Source organism: Pseudomonas fragariae (ex Marin et al. 2024), from assembly GCF_059621105.1.
Genome location: NZ_CM184369.1, coordinates 4,783,712 through 4,800,432, shown reverse-complemented (window position 1 = coordinate 4,800,432; position 16,721 = coordinate 4,783,712). Strand labels below are relative to the sequence as shown.

Annotated in this window: 10 protein-coding genes and 1 tRNA gene; 3 read left to right on the top strand and 8 right to left on the bottom strand. The window is 59.5% G+C overall.

Annotated features, from left to right (window positions below):
• Positions 1-362 precede the first annotated feature (362 nt).
• A complete protein-coding gene (locus tag AC54XV_RS20795; RefSeq protein WP_330750758.1) occupies positions 363-1,628 on the top strand; it encodes an RES domain-containing protein in 1,266 nt (421 codons plus the stop codon).
• 161 nt (positions 1,629-1,789) lie between these two features.
• Entirely contained in the window at positions 1,790-2,020 is a 231-nt protein-coding gene (locus AC54XV_RS20790; protein WP_080265828.1) for a DUF2188 domain-containing protein, read from the top strand.
• A 237-nt stretch (positions 2,021-2,257) separates the two neighbouring features.
• On the opposite strand, the gene AC54XV_RS20785 is transcribed toward AC54XV_RS20790, so the two are convergent.
• Entirely contained in the window at positions 2,258-2,905 is a 648-nt protein-coding gene (locus tag AC54XV_RS20785; RefSeq protein ID WP_060409111.1) for a TetR/AcrR family transcriptional regulator, read from the bottom strand.
• Positions 2,906-3,212: 307 nt separating this feature from the next.
• Between AC54XV_RS20785 and AC54XV_RS20780 the strand changes: the two genes are divergently transcribed.
• Positions 3,213-4,040, top strand: coding sequence for a hypothetical protein (locus AC54XV_RS20780; RefSeq protein WP_330750760.1), 828 nt, complete (start codon positions 3,213-3,215; stop codon positions 4,038-4,040).
• 379 nt (positions 4,041-4,419) lie between these two features.
• On the opposite strand, the gene AC54XV_RS20775 is transcribed toward AC54XV_RS20780, so the two are convergent.
• The 7 genes from AC54XV_RS20775 to AC54XV_RS20745 all read right to left on the bottom strand — a co-directional run bounded on the left by AC54XV_RS20775 (position 4,420) and on the right by AC54XV_RS20745 (position 16,615).
• A tRNA-Gly gene (locus AC54XV_RS20775) sits at positions 4,420-4,493 on the bottom strand.
• A 254-nt stretch (positions 4,494-4,747) separates the two neighbouring features.
• Positions 4,748-5,629 carry an alpha/beta fold hydrolase gene (locus tag AC54XV_RS20770; protein ID WP_058822870.1) on the bottom strand — a complete coding sequence of 294 codons (882 nt, stop codon included), beginning with the start codon at positions 5,627-5,629 and terminating at the stop codon, positions 4,748-4,750.
• A 126-nt stretch (positions 5,630-5,755) separates the two neighbouring features.
• Positions 5,756-6,448 (bottom strand): pseudouridine synthase, encoded by a 693-nt coding sequence (locus tag AC54XV_RS20765; protein ID WP_024650669.1) that lies wholly within the window; start codon positions 6,446-6,448, stop codon positions 5,756-5,758.
• 35 nt (positions 6,449-6,483) lie between these two features.
• Positions 6,484-6,720 carry a cysteine-rich CWC family protein gene (locus AC54XV_RS20760; RefSeq protein WP_024642869.1) on the bottom strand — a complete coding sequence of 79 codons (237 nt, stop codon included), beginning with the start codon at positions 6,718-6,720 and terminating at the stop codon, positions 6,484-6,486.
• A 41-nt stretch (positions 6,721-6,761) separates the two neighbouring features.
• Positions 6,762-10,097 carry a dermonecrotic toxin domain-containing protein gene (locus tag AC54XV_RS20755; protein ID WP_058822869.1) on the bottom strand — a complete coding sequence of 1,112 codons (3,336 nt, stop codon included), beginning with the start codon at positions 10,095-10,097 and terminating at the stop codon, positions 6,762-6,764.
• A 129-nt stretch (positions 10,098-10,226) separates the two neighbouring features.
• Positions 10,227-12,041, bottom strand: coding sequence for an allophanate hydrolase (gene atzF, locus AC54XV_RS20750; RefSeq protein WP_058822868.1), 1,815 nt, complete (start codon positions 12,039-12,041; stop codon positions 10,227-10,229).
• A gap of 35 nt (positions 12,042-12,076) precedes the next feature.
• Positions 12,077-16,615 (bottom strand): 5-oxoprolinase/urea amidolyase family protein, encoded by a 4,539-nt coding sequence (locus tag AC54XV_RS20745; RefSeq protein WP_496717190.1) that lies wholly within the window; start codon positions 16,613-16,615, stop codon positions 12,077-12,079.
• Positions 16,616-16,721: the final 106 nt, after the last annotated feature.

Here is a 16,721-nt window from a genome sequence, read left to right as displayed (position 1 = left end):
TTTAAGCGAACAGTCGAGTAAGCGTCACAGCGTACCATCATTCCTAGAATGCGAGCTTTCATGGAGCTGTGGGGGCTCGCATCGACGTGGCAGAGGTGATTAGGCGCTCTGGTTTTGCTGGGTAAGGATCAGTCCAAAGAAAGCCCGCTCTGGGCGGGCAAGGGAGCGTCAAACACATGGGGAGGATTTAACACTGCATCACTTGAAGTGAAAAACAATTGAAAGTGGGTACGACGGGCCCAATCACGTTCCAAACGATAGCCGTGATGGTCGAGGGAGCAGCTTGGCGCCGGTGGTATTCGAATCGCAGCGCTTCAGCCATCATGCGCACCTTATGAACAGGCTCAGGTATTGCCAGCACCATGCGAGAGGACAATGTGAAGGACGGCGAGGGTGCGAAGGTGGTTTGTTATCGTTGCGTGCACGACCCCTACCTGGGGCGGCAGATTCAGCGCGAGGGGGCATCTTCCACGTGCAGCCTGTGTAGCTCTATCCGCAAGTGCATACCTCTTTCTAAGCTTGTATCCAAGGTCACTGAAATCCTTGGTACCCACATCTGTGAAGGTGAGTACGGACGGCGCTGGAGCGATGGGCTCGTTGACTACCAGGAAGGGGAGAGCATTGAATACTGGGTCAGCGAGATCTTTGGCTGCGACAACATTGAACCCGTTGTGGGTGCTGTGTGCAGAGGACTAACGTCGTACAGCGACGACATTCAGTATTCCAGGCAACCGTTCAGGTTGGATGACATTGGCCACCAATGGTGTGAGTTTCAAGAGGGCATGAAGCATGGTGTCCGCTTCTTTAATGAAAGCGCCAAGACGTTCCTGGACTGGCTTTTCAAAGACCTGGACAAGTACTCAGCTTCATCGGATGAACACGCCGTTGTACGCTTGCTCACACCTGAAGACGATCCTGCGATCTACCGGGCGCGGACTTGCATGGCCTCGGGCAGTGTCTCCGAGATCGCCGCCGACCCAGCACGCAACCTCGGGGCTCCGCCTAAGGAACGTGCCGGGGAGGGCCGGATGAACCCTGTCGGTGTCCCTGCGTTCTACGGAGCATTTGAGCGCAAGACCTGTGTCGCAGAGCTCCGGCCTCCAGTGGGTAGCAAGGTTGTGAGCGGTAGGTTCAGGTTGACCAGGACGGTCAAGGTATTGGATTTCGGGCGTTTCGAAAGCGCAGATCTTGGGCCTGCGCCAAGTTTCTTTGACTCCAAATACAACTCTAAGGCGGGGCGGCGGGATTTCCTGAAGTTCCTGCACGATGAGATCACTGTGCCCGTGCTGCCTGGATCAGAACGGGATTACCTGACTACGCAGGTTATCGCCGAGTACCTTGCTATTCACTGCAAGCCCCGTATTGATGGTGTGATTTTCAAGTCGGTACAGGAAAGCGCAGGTAGCAATATCGTGCTGTTCTCCCACGTAGCGTGCGCGGCGACATCCACCGTGGGACGTATCCGGAACGGCTACATGATCTTGGGCCCGAAGCGGTCTGATGGGCCTTGCATCCAATATGTGAGCGACAGCCTCGTCTATCACTCAATCAGCAAGGTGAAGTACGAAACAGATGATGAGCGCTTGTCTGAAGCTTCGCGTGAGCAATTCGAAAATGCTGACTTCTGATCTTCCGACGGGTCTCCGCCTTCGCCAAGCTGGCTGGTTCAATTGGGTGCGCTGACTCTGAATTCACTACATAGCGTGTTGGTTGTGTTTTTTTGTCCCTACATATTGTGTTTTGGCGCCGTGCTGCTAGCTTTAAGTAACCTTATTCAGCGAGGTGTCACATGGCAGGTAAAGGCAAAAACCAGCACGTGGTGAAGCGTGATGATGGGTGGGCAGTTCGAGGGGAAGGCAATTCCAAGGACACATCTCATCATCGAACTCAGCAAGAGGCTGCTGATGCGGCTCGGGGGATAGCGCAGAACCAGAAAAGCGAAGTGCTGATACACGGCAAGGATGGCAAGATTCGGGATCGTGATTCATATGGCAACGATCCGTACCCGCCGAAGGGGTGAGTCTGCTTGAAATTCGGCCCTAGAGGCCTCTTGGGCCGTCGCCGAATGTGCTACTAGCCTGCCTCGACGTGCTTGTTGGGGCTCATGGCTCGGCCTCTGGCTTTCAACGTTTGTGCTCCCTGTCTAACTGTCGGCGCAGTTAGGCGTGAGGGCTGAGCGGGTATCAAGGGGCTTTAGGGATTTTGGTACTCCTAAGGCACGGGGTTTTACCTTGCGCAAGAGGTTTGGACGCGCCTCTCAGTGCCTTAGCGAACGTAAAAAAATGTCCACTGTTCGGTCTACTATCTGTTCGATTTCATCGCGAACGAGGGGTTCGCTGTTGCCTCTGACCTGAGTCCACAGGACTCGACCGTCAATCATGCCCATGAAGTCGCGAGCAGCGATCTTAGGCTCTTGAACTGCCAGGATACCCCGCAGCGCCAATTCACCGAGATAGTCGCTTACAACGGTCATGGCGGGCTCCTGTATGACTTCATCGAATCGGCTGGCCAGCAGTGGGAAGCGCCGACCTTCCCGGATCACCATGCGTAGGAAATCAGCGGCCATTGGCCCAGACCAAAAGCCCGCAAACTCAATGGCGATCTGTCGGAGTCCGTTTCTGGGGTCAGCCAATGCCGACTCATCGCTGGCGACGTTCATGATTGGAAACGCCTTCCACATGCGTTCCGCCACCGCGACGAATAGCGATTCTTTGCCTTCGGGGTAGCGGTTATAGAGGGTCTGGCGGGTGACCGCTGCCGCTTTGGCGATCTCTTCCATGCTCGCGCCCTCGTAGCCATGCTCGATAAACATCCTGCCTGCTGCTGCGAGAATCCTGACAGGGCGTGACGCGGTCTCGCTAGGATTGAGCAGGTCGTCGACGGGAGATGGGGTGGCCACGTTCATTTTGTTTACCTGTAGCAAAGTAGGTTAAGTGTTACTGAAAGGGAGGGGATTCGCCACTCATGCTTTTTCGGATTAACTTTACTTTACTGTAAAGAATGACTGCGCCTCGCTGAGTGGGTAGGCGCTAAGTTGTCGCGGGATTATTTGGACACAAGTCTATCTGTGCCTGCAGAGTGTTGATGTGGGAGCAGTCTGTGACGAGGGCGCTAAGTGGTACCTGTAACCTGCAAATTTATTCTCGGATAGGTACCGACGCTTAGTGGTTGAGACCTTATCATCTGCTCATCCCATACATCAGGTAAGCAAAATGACAGTCACTAACCGCGCTGTTGCAATCGAATCGTGTGAGAACGTTCTTCGCGAGGACTACCGGTACAACGTAGAGAACCAGATTTGGCCTAGCATCAATGCGCGCATCCTACGGCTTCTCACTCGCACTCATGAGCTTTCGGACGCTTACGTCGAGCTATACGGGACATTGGCAGATCAACCCAACGCGCTTACGTCATTCTTCGACGTACTCAATACCACGGTATATTCTTGGAATCCCCAAAGAGTCAAAGAGGCTCGTGAAGCGAGGGACGAGTTGACTGACTTGAATGTAAGGATTGCGGAAGTATCAAAGTTGTTGAGTGACCTGATTTCTCGGCGCACTGAAGTTCAAGAGAAAACGAGTTTTAGCAGCGAAACTCACTATCATATTATTGACGTCGCTCGTGATGCAGGTAAAGGCAATGGTCTCTTCGAGTCTTATATTGAGAAGCAGTTAGATAAACTGACCTATCAATTTGATCTGAAGTACTGGCCATCGATTAGTGAGTTCGTGACTACTATTGGTGCCGATGCCGGGAAGGCGGTCACAGTTGCTAACGGCCCAACTGCAATTGCAGCTACAGAAGGGCGGCGTTCGGGACTTGCGGACTTTTTGAAAGCCTTTGAGGCCAGTCTTGATTCAAATCGAGCTAGGCGCCATGGATGGATTCCGAATAGCTTCTCACTGTCCGATAACTCAATGTCATCTTTGGTCAACTGCGCACTTGAGCTGGAAGTAGATGAGTTAATCGATAGCAGCTTCGTTAAGCGATTCCGCCAGCGCGAGCGCGAAAAGGCGGCGAGCCGAGTGAAGGACGACTGAGGTTCAGTTTCGACTGCTGCGGTACGTCGAGATGGTGTGATCGCGTTTCCAAGTTATGGATTCCGCGTTTCGATTTCGTCAGTTTGGTTGTCTGGGGGAGCATGGCCAGTCCGTGCACTCCCTCTGGCTGGTTTCAAGATGGTTGGGGGTGCACCATTCAAGCTCTGCTGGCATGTCTGCAGATTGAGTCTTTATGGAGTTATTGAGTGAGCGAAAGGGGGAAAGCGGTATGGACAAGGCGCCGTGTAGAGGGCGTCGACGGTGCACCAGATTTTCGGGACTTATGGGGGGGCGGTTTTCGAGGGGCTGCGAGAGAATTTTACGGGCTTGGGCCCTAGGTTCGGATTGCCTGGGATGCCCGGAATCATTGGCTGAAAGGTGGAGCGGGTAGAGGGAATCGAACCCTCAACTAAAGCTTGGGAAGCTTTCATTTTACCACTAAACTATACCCGCATTACGCGTTTTTACCATGCACCAAGGAGGGGTGTCCAATAAGAACCCTCAACTAAAGCTTGGGAAGCTTTCGTTTTACCACTAAACTATACCCGCTCTGAGAGCTGCTCTGAGCGGCTGACTTTGTACCAGAACCCTGCCTCGATTTGAAGCGCTAATTTTACCCCGCAGCGCTTTGCCCCCTGATACTCACCCCGAAAACCAACCGCCAGATGACAATGTTCCGCAACCGACGGTGGCTTGGTGTGTGGTTTTCAGAAGGTCAGGGACGGATAGTCCTGAACCCGGTTATGGCCGTCGCGTGACACCTGTGCCGGTTGCAGGAAGTTCATGAGCACCTGTTTCGAGTCGCGGCAGGCGGCCTTGTGTTCCATGTCCAGAAAGTGGCCGGTGGCGTCGATGGTGCTGAAGCTGCAATTGTTCAGGTACCGGGAGAACTGCGCTGCTTCGTGCGCGCAGGTGTACTCATCCAGGGCACCGTTGATGAACAGCACGGGGGCGGTGATGTTCTTGCCTGCGGTCAGGTAATTGTCCGGGTCGAGCTCCAGAACCTGGCTGAAGTGGTAATGCATCTGGTCATACTCGTGAGCATCCAGGCTGCTGATATGACGGAAATTGAAGCGTTTGAACAACGTAGGCAGATGCTTGCCGACGGTGTTGTTGATCAAGTGGCCCATGTCATAACGGTTGTGCGCGCCCAGGTGCGTGATGCCGTGACACAGGTAGTCATGCATCTTCTCGTTGATCACTGGGGAGAACGAACTGATCACTGCGCTTTCGATGCGTTTTGGCCGATGCGCCAGGGCAACCAGCGTCGCTGCGCCGCCCCACGAGAAGGACAGCACGTGCTCGGCGTTGAAGTGATCGATCAGTTCCAGCAGCAACTGGCCTTCCTCTTCCCGGGTCAGTGGCGCGCCATGCAGGTTGTGCGGTTTGGATTTGCCTGAATAGGGCTGATCGTAAAGCACCACGTTGAAGGCCGGATGAAGGCTGCGGACTGTCTGGGCAAATGATGCGGTAGTGGCCAGCGAGCCGTTGACCAGAATGATGGTCTTGGCGGCGGCATCGGTGCGGTAGAGCTCGGTATAAACCCGAAACTGTCCTTGAATGTCGAGCACTGCTTTTTCTGGCGACATAGGTTTCACTCCTGGCGTAGACAGGTATGCGTGCCTATGACATTGCCCGCGTTTCGTGACAGACATGCGATAGTCGATCAAAGGCCTGTGCCGATCCGACCAGCGTCTGCCAGGCGGCCATGACGTTCAAAACAGGCCGATTTCTCCGGCGTTCAGCGCACGGTAGCTGCCGGGGCGCAGGTCGGGGTCCAGCGCCAGCATGCCGATGTTCTCCCGATGCAGGCGCAACACTTTGTTGTCGAAGTGGCCGAACATTCGTTTCACCTGATGATAGCGGCCTTCGACAATGCTCAGGCGCGCACTGCGCGGCCCCAACAAGGTCAATTGCGCCGGTTGCGTGGTGATGCCTTCGAATGCGAAATACAGGCCTTCGGCGAATTTCGCGGCGTAGCGTTCGTCGATCGGTTGCTCGGTCTCGACGTAATAGACTTTGGGCATTTTGCTCTGTGGCTGAGTCAGGCGCCGCGACCATTGACCGTCGTTGGTTATCAGCATCAGGCCGGTGGTGTTGAAGTCCAGCCGTCCGGCGATGTGCAGTTCGTGCTTGTCAGGCTCGTCCAGCAAATCGAGCACGGTCGGATGCTGCGCATCGCTCGTCGCGCTGACGCAGCCTTCGGGCTTGTGCAGCATGAAGTAGCGGGGGACTTTGCCTGCCTGGAGGATTTCTTCGTCAAGCGCCACACAACTGAATTCGCGTACTTCGTGGTGCGGGTCGCGGGTTGCCTGGCCGTCTACCTGCACCCGTCCGCTGGCCAGCGCCAGGCGCACTTGCTGACGATTGAAGCGTGGCAGGTTGCTGAGGAAACGATCAAGGCGCATGGCGATAACGGCGAGCGAAGGACGGGGCGCGCATCTTACTCTGTGGCCCGGCGTGCCTGGGGATTTGGCGCAGCATCCTTGATCCCGGCGCAGCGCGGGCACAGACAGGCCTTGTCGCGAAGGTTATCCGGCAGCGCTGCCAGCAATGCCGGGTCGATACTTTGCGAAAAGCACCAGCAGGGCTGGTCCACGGTGCGCGGATCGGCGAGGCTGCATTGGTTGCTGAAGCCGCAGAGGGGGCACAGCGCGGTGTCAGGGGAGGCCGTTGTCATGTCGAGAGTAAGCGCCTTGCTGGATGATCGGGGTGTTCGGTTCAGGCCATATTAGCAATCACCGAGCTCGCTGCCGGGGCATGATAGACGGGTGAGCGGTTCATCAGCGCCGATATCGCCGCACACCGGCAGTGCACCAGCAATATTCTGTCGTAATGGATGCCTTGCATGGACAGGCTTTCGAAAAGGTCGGCCAGCGATGGCGGGGGCATGCCGAAGCGATTGCGCACTGTCAGAACATCCATCGGCGTCGGCGGCAACCAGCCGCGCAGGGGCGAGGCGCGCGAATTGCCCACCACGCTTGCGATCTCGTCATAGGTCTCGCTGGTCGTCGTCTGAAACTTGGACAGGCTGTAGTTCTTCAGCCTGCCGGGCAGCGAAGTGCCTGCTATCAACTTGTCGGTGAGAAGCAGTGGTTCAAGCGGTGTGGGCTGCATCACGCTGTGCACCGCCGTGTTGGAACGGGCGAATGGCCGGGCGTTCTTATTGACGACCCGATGCAGCTTCGGGTCCACCAGTTCGTAGCCATGCGGCGCGTAGGTGCGAATCTCGGTGCCATTGGGGATCTTCACCGTTCGGGACCACGGCGTGTAGTACCCATGGCTGCTGACCACCAGAGTGCGCGCCTGACCTCTGTCGGACGTCCATAAGAGGAACCTTTTACCCAGCTTCCAGGCATGGACCTGCAACAGGTTTGACGAGACGGCAGTGCTGACCGTCCAGCGCTTGAGCAGGGCGTCGGTGTGAAAGAATTTCTCCAGCCGGGTCTGCCGCGGCGTGACAAATTGCCTGCGCAACGGCCGGGTGCCGAGCGCCCGGTTGAGTGTAATCGCGGTGGTTTGGCGGTTACGCACGGCAGGTTTGACGATTCGGCTCAGTGAGCGCAGCAGCCTTGGCGTGTGCGGAGCCAGTTGCAGCAAGCCCAGCGTTAGCGTGGCCAGCAACGCCTGGTTTTTCTCTGCGTAACGGCTGCCCGGCAGATGGGTTGCGGCAATGGCCAGCGAGGCGATGCCAATTTCCGTCGCCAGGGAGGCAACGAGCGCAGGTGTCAGCAACAAGGACATCGGCACCAGCAGCCGCTGTAATTGCTGCAGCCGGTCGGTCCAGTCCGCCAGGGTTACCTGCGTTGACGTGACGATCTGATCCTCTGCGTCATCCCGCGCGTTCTGTTTGAGCAGTTGGTGTAGAAAAGCGAATGGCGTGTCTTCCAGCCTTTTTTCACACAACGAGTGGCTCATGGCCTGTCGCGTGTCAGGGTTGTACAGCGCATCGGTCCAGGGGCGAAGGATGGAAACGGGTGGGTTGGGCGCCTGTGTCCCGCCCCATAATTTGAGCAGGTAGTCCAGGCGCTGGTGATGACGGCGGGGAACATACCGCATGACCGCCTCACGCCATTCCGGATTGGCCGTTGCCCGGTTCAGATGCAGCTTCAGCGCCGTGTCATCTGCAAACTCGATGAACGCATCGGCGTGGCCCGCCTGATAAAGCACGTTCGGTGAGCCCGGTTGCTCAAGCACCAGCAGGCCGGTGTACTGTTGTTGCATGCCGTCGATCAACGCGCCCTGGACGAAAAAACCGAGTGACCGCCATTGATCAGGCGCCGAGGGCGCAAGGGTTTCCACGAGCAGATCGAAGGTGCTGCGCGTGAGGCTGCCGCGCTTGAGGCTGATCAGTGCCTGGCTGATGAACGTGGTTCTGAACGCCTGTTCGATGGCGGTTCTCCGCTGGTCCCAGAAGTCGTGGACGCGCTGGGTCATCCAGGTCAGAAAGTCGAAGGCTCTGATGTAATCCTCGAGCGCCTGCGGACTGATCTCCAGCAACTGACCCTGCTCACTGTCGCCCTGCCCGGTGGGGTCGAGGAAGACGATGGTGCCGCCGCCGTGGTCGATGTAGCCAGCTGGGTGATCGACTCGATAATTGCTTATCAGCGCCTCGCTCAGGCTGATCGGCCTCGGGTCGGGCGTGTGAATATACGTAGGCGGCAATCTGGGGTTGCCCAGGGGGTTGCTCGAATAGCCGGGTTGATAAGCGATGAATACCTGTTCGGGGTTGAGCGTCAGCGCGTGGTTTTCCTGTAGATAGCTCGCCATGACCTGGCCGGCCATTTTCGATGCAGCCGGGATCTGCTCCAGAATGCCTGGCTGTACCTGCCACAGGTCTGCTGCACCAGCCAGCGCCAGACTGCGCGCTACCGGTCTGAGCAGGTCGAGCGTGCTGCGCGCGTGGCTGTCGGCTAGAAGCCCGGCGAACCAGGCCTGGGTCAGTGCGGTGAACAGGTCGCCTTCGATCAGCGGCGCCTCGGCAACGATGCCTGCATGCTGCTCAAGCGAAAGAAATACCTGGCCGTAGAGCCCCGAGGCGTTCATCGCCGCCAACAGGCGTCTGCTCATTTGCCGTGGATCATCGCTGATGTATTCGACGACGTTGCCCTTGGCACCCAGGATGTGAATGAAACAGTGCGAGGTGGTTTTCGAGCTGATCTGAAATATTTCCGGCACCCGTTTGCCATTCAGGGTCAGGATCCGGACCTCGGATTTTTCCCCTCGTCCACTCATGCTGATCGTGTCGGTGTCGATGGGAGACCGGTCAAGTCCCATGGCGTCCAGCGCCAGCCAATAGCCGTCCCGGCTGATGTGCCTGTGATTGAGCTGCCGAGCCAGGTTGTCAAGGAACGCCAGCCGCGACAATGTGCGCCAGGTCGCCTCGTGTCGGGCTCTGAAAGCCTGCAGTACGGCGTGGTAATTGCGTTTGAGCGGCAGCTCGCCAATCAGCTTGAACATCTGCGCGGTTGTCAGCACAGGCGTGTTTTCGCACAGTGAAAGATCGGCAAGGGTGCTACGCGACAGCGCCTGGAAGTGCGCAGGCTCGAAGCTGGCCAGCGCCACATCGGTCAGCGACAGGCTGACGCTGTAATGCTCGTGTCCATTGTCGTCAACAGCAGGTCGGTCATTGTTGCTGAAGGTGATCTGCAGGACGTCCGGGTCGAGTGCCTTGCCGCTTTTCTGTCTGAGCAGCTCGGTCAGGTGCTGGCGAACGTAATCCTGTCGGGTCGGCGGAAAGTCCATGTCCAGCTGGCAGGCTTGCAGGAGCAATGGCGAGTCGGCAATCAGCCGGAAGCCTGCACTGTTACGCATGGCCCTGAGCTGACGTTCGATGTGTGGCGCGGCGTCTTCCGGATCGCTTTCTTCCGCTACCGCAGGCAACGGCGTTGGTTCGGGCATTGAAAAGCCGTCCGCCAGGGTAAACGGTATCGATGCGTTCAGCGTGTCGTGTCTGCTACTGCTGTGCTCGGGGCGCAGAACGCTGGTTTGTTCCAGCAGCAATGAGGATGGGTGAAACAGCGTGTCCTGGCGAAGCGGACTCCAGATGGGATTCATGACGTGCGGTCAAAATGAATGAATGCCCATTATTTCGAGAAGCGTGATGGGGAAGGTCACAACTATGTATCGCGACACGCCAGCGCGCTGAAAGAGTGAGGCAGCACGCCCGAGCGTGCCGCCTTGCGCTTACTGCTGTTGCAGGTGCGCACGCCAGCCGCCGAGCTGGCTGATATCGCGGGCACCCTCCAGGCCATAGGCTTCGCAGATGAAACCGGTCTCCCAGCGGCCGTCGGCCAATTGCACCTTGCCCAGCCCGAGCGGTGCCGGAATGCCGGTCAGGAACGATCCCAGCTCGACACTTGGCAACTCCCAGACCTCCACGTCGATGGCTACGCCCTGTTCGGCCACCCGCACCATGCCGGGCCGAAACGGCGGACCACCGGCCAGCGCATACAGCCGATAGTCGGCCGAGCTTTGCGTGGTTCCCAGCAGGCGTGCCCCGCGTTGCCTGAGCTGCCAGTTCAACGCCAGTCCGTCCAGATGGGCACCGCAGACCACCAACCGCGCCATATCGTTGCGCGCAGTGCTCTGCGGCGCAGGCAGTCGAGGTGCTTCGCCGCCAATCAAGGGCAGGCCGGTTTGCCGCTGCAACGCGTCGGCCAGGCTGAGCAGGTACTGATCGGTGAACGCTCGTCCGAACAGCGTCACGCCCCACGGCAGACCATTGCTCATGAACGTGCTGGGCACGGCGACGGCGGCGTAGTCGAGCAGGTTGACGAAATTCGTGTAGTAACCCAGCTCCGAATTGCGCAACACCGGCTCGGCCGCCAGCTCTGCGGATGTCACCGGGCGGCCGATGCTTGGCGTTACTACGCACTCCAGCCCTTCAAGCGCCCGATCGCACGTCGCCTTGAGTGCTTGCAGGCGGTATTGCGCGCGAAACGTATCGACTCCGCTGACCTGGGGGGCTTTGGCCAGCACGTCGCGGATCACCGGCAATACCGCGTCAGGACGTTCTTCCATCAACTGCCCGGCGACGCTGTAGCGTTCCGCCACCCACGGCCCCTCGTACAACAACCGCGCCGCTTCGAGAAACGGTGACAAGTCCACCGTGACCGCTTCGCCACCCAGCGCGGTGAGGTGGTCGATGGCTGCGCTGAACAGTCCGGGCCCCTCGGCACAGCCAAAGAACTGCAGGTCCTCGGCGCGGGGTACACCGAAGCGAAACGGGCGAGGTGTGCCGAACGCCGAGGCGTCGTTCCACAGCGGGTTGCGACGGCTGTACTCATCGCGCGGATCAAAGGCGGCGATCAGTGCCAATAGCTCGCTGGCTTCCCGCGCCGTGGCGGTGAAGGTCGAGACGCAATCCTGCGTGCGGCATGCGGGCACCACGCCCGCCGTGGAAATCAGCCCCTTGCTGGCTTTCATTCCCACCAGGTTGTTCAGTGCCGCAGGCACTCGGCCCGAGCCCGCCGTGTCGGTGCCCAGCGAGAAGCTGCTGACGCCCAGGGCCACGGCCAGCGACGAGCCGGCGCTCGAGCCGCCGGACGGGTACTCGTTCAATACGCTGTTGGGGCAGGCGCCATAGGGCGAGCGGCTGCCGTTCAAACCCGTGGCGAACTGGTCCAGATTGGTCTTGCCCATGGGCACTGCACCCAGTGCGATCAGTTGCGCGACGACGCTTGCCGAGTGCTCGGGTGTGTAGGCGTAGTCCGGGCAGGCTGCGGTGGTTGGAATGGCCGCTAGATCAATATTGTCCTTGATCGCGAAGGGCACGCCGAACAGCGGCCGGTCTCTGGGATCACGATCGTCCAGTGCGGCCAGGTAAGGCTCGAGTTCAGCCGGGCTGAGCAGGTGGATGAACAGGTGATAATCGCTGTTCAGCCTTGCGGCTTTTTCGCGCAGCGCCAGGATCAGCTGGCGCGGGGATATCCGCCCGGACTGGTAGGCCGTGCGTACGGTGTCCAGGCGCAGGTCATTGGGCAGTGCTGTGTCGTTCATGACGGGATTCCCTTGAAAGTGAAAAGTTGTTCGATTCAGTCTGCGCTCAGCACCACCACCCGTTGCCCTGCGCGTACTGCCGAGCCGGGTTGCACCCTGACGTCCTGCACCACGCCGTTGATCGGGGCGAGCAGGGGGATTTCCATTTTCATGGACTCCAGAATCACCAGCACATCGCCTGCTTCCACGCGCGCTCCCGGTTGCACCTGGACTTGCCAGAGATTGCCGGCGATGTGGCTGTCGACGCCTTGCTGGCCGGGTTGCAGGGGCTGTTCTTCAGTGTTCGGCGCCACGCCTTCATCGCTCTGGAAATCGGCCTGCCCGTTGGCGATCCAGCGTTCGCGCTCGGCGTTGAAAGCGGCGTTTTGCTGGGCGCGGAATGCCGTAATGCCTTCGGCTTCGCGGCTCAGGAAGGCCTGGTAATCAGCCAGATTCAGGGTGCTGTGTTCGATGTTCAGGGCGAAGCGACCCAGCGGGAAGTCGCGGCGGATACGCACCAGTTCGTCGGCGCTGACCGGGTAGAAACGGATCTGATCGAAGAAGCGCAACAGCCATGGTTTGCCCTGGAAGGCGGCGACGTCGCGATAGCGATTCCACATCTGCAACGTGCGGCCAACGAACTGATAACCGCCGGGGCCCTCCATGCCATACACGCACATGTAGGCGCCGCCGATGCCCACCGAATTCTCGGCGGTCCAGGTGCGTGCCGGGTTGTACTTGGTGGTGACCAGCCGGTGGCGCGGGTCCAGCGGCGTGGCCACCGGTGCGCCGAGGTACACATCGCCCAGGCCCATGACCAGATAACTGGCGTCGAACACCGTACGTTGCACTTCGTCGAGGTTGGGCAGGTCATTGATACGGCGGATGAACTCCAGGTTGCTTGGGCACCACGGTGCGTCCTTGCGCACGGTAGTCATGTATTTTTCGATGGCCAGCTGGCAGGCCGGGTCGTCCCAGGACAGTGGCAGATGGACGATGCGCGACGCCACTTGCAGGTCTTTCGCGGCGCACACCGCGTCCCATTCTCCGGCGACGATGTCGAGCAGTTGCCGAAGCGGCAGCTGCTCGGGGCGATAGTGGACTTGCAGCGAGCGAATGCCTGGCGTCAGGTCGATCACACCCGCCAGCGCCTTGGCCTCCAGCGCAAGCATCAGTGCGTGGCCACGCAGGCGCAGCGCCAGATCCAGCTCCGGCGCACCGATTTCCAGCAGCAGATGGGTATCGCCGGACAGACGTGCGACCAGGCGTTTATCGTCCTGGCCGATGTCGAGGATGACCGGAGTGCGCAGATCCTCTACGCGAACAACTTCGCTCCTACTGGAGTTTGCGGGGCCTTGTGGGAGCGAGCTTGCTCGCGAAGAGGGCGTTGCAGTCGATGGATTTTCCGCGTCAGGAATACTGCCTTCGCGAACAAGTTCGCTCCTACGGGAGTTTGCCGGGCCTTGTGGAAGCTGGCTTGCTCGCGAAGAGGGAGGTGCAGTCAATGGATTTTCTGCGTCAGGAATATAGCCTTCGCGAGCAAGCTCGCTCCTACGGGAGTTCGCGGAGTCTTGTGGGAGCGAGCTTGCTCGCGAAGATGGCGGTGCAGTCAATGGATTTTCTGCGTCAGGAATACTGCCTTCGCGAACAAGTTCGCTCCTACTGGAGTTTGCCGGGCCTTGTGGAAGCTGGCTTGCTCGCGAAGATGGCGGTGCAGTCAATGGGGTTTCTGCGTCAGGCATATAGCCTTCGCGAGCAAGCTCGCTCCCACGGGAGTTTGCGGGGCCTTGTGGAAGCTGGCTTGCTCGCGAAGAGGGAGGTGTAGTCAATGGATTTTCTGCGTCAGGCATATAGCCTTCGCGAGCAAGCTCGCTCCTACGGGAGTTCGCGGAGTCTTGTGGGAGCGAGCTTGCTCGCGAAGATGGCGGTGCAGTCGATGGGGTTTCTGCGTCAGGAATACTGTTTTCGCGAACAAGTTCGCTCCTACGGGCGTTTGCGGGGCCTTGTGGGAGCGAGCTTGCTCGCGAAGAGGGCGTTGCAGTCGATGGATTTTCTGCGTCAGGCATATAGCTTTCGCGAACAACTTCGCTCCTACTGGAGTTTGCGGTGCCTTGTGGGAGCGAGCTTGCTCGCGAAGAGGGCGGCACAGTCGATGGATTTTCTGCGTCAGGAATACTGCCTTCGCGAACAAGTTCGTTCCTACTGGAGTTTGCGGTGCCTTGTGGGAGCGAGCTTGCTCGCGAAGAGGGCGGCACAGTCGATGGATTTTCTGCGTCAGGAATACTGTCTTCGCGAGCAAGCTCGCTCCCACATCGTTCTGCATGACACGCCTCGACACTGACCGGGGTGAATCGGACCCTGTCGCCAGCCTTCAATTGCCCCAGCTGCCACAGGTCTGCCTCGATGATGGTCACCGGGCAGACGAATCCGCCCAGGCTGGGCCCATCCGGCCCGAGGATTACCGGCATGTCCCCAGTGAAATCCACCGCGCCGATCGCATACGGGTTGTCGTGAATGTTGGACGGGTGCAGGCCCGCTTCGCCGCCGTCGGCGCGCACCCATTCGGGTTTGGGGCCGATCAGACGCACGCCGGTGCGGCTGGAGTTGAAATGCACTTCCCAGTCGGTCGCGAAAAACCTCTCGATGTACGCTTCGGTGAAGTATTCCGGGGCCGCATGCGGGCCGTAAATGACCCTCATCCGGCGCACGTCTGTCAGCGCTTCAAGTGCTTCGTCGGCAATCCGCTGCCCCGCACTTCGCTCCACCAGGTGCGCGATGTGCAGCACATCGCCGGCGCGCAGCGCGCGACCGCCATGACCGCCGAACTGGCCGAGGGTAAAGGTACTTTTGCTGCCCAGATAATCCGGCACGTCGAGCCCGCCGCGCACGCACAGGTAGCTGCGTACACCGGCACCTGCGATGGTGCCCAGCGACAACGTCGAACCGGCGCTCACCAATAGCGCGGTGTTCATCGCACAGGATTGGCCATCGAGGGTGATCGGGATGTGCGCACCGGTCACTGCGACCACCGCATCGGTGTTGAAGCGCAGTAGCGGCCCGCTCATGGTGATTTCCAGCGCAGCGCATCCTTCGGGGTTGCCCAGCAGCTCATTGCCCTGGCGCAACGCGCGGCTGTCCATCGGCCCGGATGGCGGTACACCGACCGCCCAGTAGCCCAGTCGTCCCGGGTAATCCTGAACGCTGGTCTGGGTGCCGCCGCTCAGCACTTCGAAGGTGTCAGCGCGATACACCAGATCTTCCAGACAGCGGGTCCATGGCTGGCCACTGGCGAACGGCGCGTCGGCAATGATCTGGCGCAAGTAGTCGCGATTGGTTTCCACACCGTACAGACGCGTTTCGTTCAGCGCGTCGATCAGCCCGGCGCTGGCGTCCTCGCGGGTCGGTGCCCAACTGATCAGCTTGGCGATCATCGGGTCGAAGTACGGCGGTATCTCGCAACCGGCTTCGACCCAGGTATCGATGCGCAGCGTCCGGCCATCGGCAGGCGGGAAATCAGCCGCAGTCAGCAGGCCAGGGCAGGGCTGGAAGTCACGGCCCGGATCTTCCGCGTACAGCCGCGCCTGAATCGCATGACCAAGCGGTTTCAGACCGGCCTGCAACTGATCCAGCGGCGGCAGATCACCGGCGGCCAGTTGCACCATCCAGCTGACCAGATCCACGCCCCAGACCTGCTCGGTGACGCCGTGCTCGACCTGCAAGCGTGTGTTCACTTCCAGAAAATAGAAGCGCTGATCTTCACTGTCGAAGACGAACTCGACCGTCCCGGCGCTGCGATAATTGACTGCCCTGGCGAGTTTGACAGCCGCTGCGCAGAGTTCTTCGGCCATGCCGTGCGGCAGGTTCGGGGCCGGGGTTTCTTCCAGCACTTTCTGATTGCGCCGCTGCACCGAGCAGTCGCGTACGCCAAGCGCCAGCACCTCGCCCTGACCGTCGCCGAACACCTGCACTTCCAGGTGGCGGGCGCGCTGGATGTATTTCTCGATGAACACACCCGCATCGCTGAAATTGTTCTGACCGAGGCGCTTGACCGCCTCGAACGAGTCAGCCAGCTCTTCGGCACTGCGACACACACGCATGCCGATGCCGCCACCGCCTGCCGTGCTCTTGAGCATCACCGGGTAGCCGATGGTGCGGGCTGCCGCGATGGCCGACTCCAGACTGTCGAGCAGTTCAGTACCCTCGAGCATGGGCACGCCATGCTGCTTGGCCAACGCTCGGGCGGTGTGCTTGAGGCCGAATACGCGCAGTTGCTCGGGCGTCGGGCCGACGAAGGCGATACCGGCGTCTTCGCAGGCCTGAGCGAATGCAGCGTTTTCGGAGAGAAAACCGTAGCCGGGATGAATGGCTTTGGTGCCGCTGGCGTTGGCGATGGCGAGGATCTTGTCCACCGCCAGATAGGTTCCGGCTGCGCCACCTTCGCCCAGGCTGTGGGCTTCGTCGGCCTGCATCAGGTGCAGGCTGGCAGCGTCGGCTTCGGAATACACCGCCACGCCCTTGACCTGCAAGGTGCGCAGGGTCCGCAGGATGCGGCAGGCAATGGCGCCACGGTTGGCGATCAGCAGTTTGTCGAACATGGCATAACCCCGGAAACCCAGTCGCACTCGGTTTCGTGATGGGAAGCGGGCCGTCCCGCTATTGATCAATCTACGCAACGGTCGTCCGTTGCTGAGGGCAGGTGCC

Bases quoted from the DNA above. Each gene is read 5' to 3' on its own strand.
- AC54XV_RS20745 (WP_496717190.1), bottom strand. From the start codon at position 16,615: ATGTTCGACAAACTGCTGATCGCCAACCGTGGCGCCATTGCCTGCCGC.
- atzF (WP_058822868.1), bottom strand. From the start codon at position 12,041: ATGAACGACACAGCACTGCCCAATGACCTGCGCCTGGACACCGTACGC.
- AC54XV_RS20780 (WP_330750760.1), top strand. From the start codon at position 3,213: ATGACAGTCACTAACCGCGCTGTTGCAATCGAATCGTGTGAGAACGTT.
- AC54XV_RS20770 (WP_058822870.1), bottom strand. From the start codon at position 5,629: ATGTCGCCAGAAAAAGCAGTGCTCGACATTCAAGGACAGTTTCGGGTT.
- AC54XV_RS20760 (WP_024642869.1), bottom strand. From the start codon at position 6,720: ATGACAACGGCCTCCCCTGACACCGCGCTGTGCCCCCTCTGCGGCTTC.
- AC54XV_RS20765 (WP_024650669.1), bottom strand. From the start codon at position 6,448: ATGCGCCTTGATCGTTTCCTCAGCAACCTGCCACGCTTCAATCGTCAG.
- AC54XV_RS20785 (WP_060409111.1), bottom strand. From the start codon at position 2,905: ATGAACGTGGCCACCCCATCTCCCGTCGACGACCTGCTCAATCCTAGC.
- AC54XV_RS20795 (WP_330750758.1), top strand. From the start codon at position 363: ATGCGAGAGGACAATGTGAAGGACGGCGAGGGTGCGAAGGTGGTTTGT.
- AC54XV_RS20790 (WP_080265828.1), top strand. From the start codon at position 1,790: ATGGCAGGTAAAGGCAAAAACCAGCACGTGGTGAAGCGTGATGATGGG.
- AC54XV_RS20755 (WP_058822869.1), bottom strand. From the start codon at position 10,097: ATGAATCCCATCTGGAGTCCGCTTCGCCAGGACACGCTGTTTCACCCA.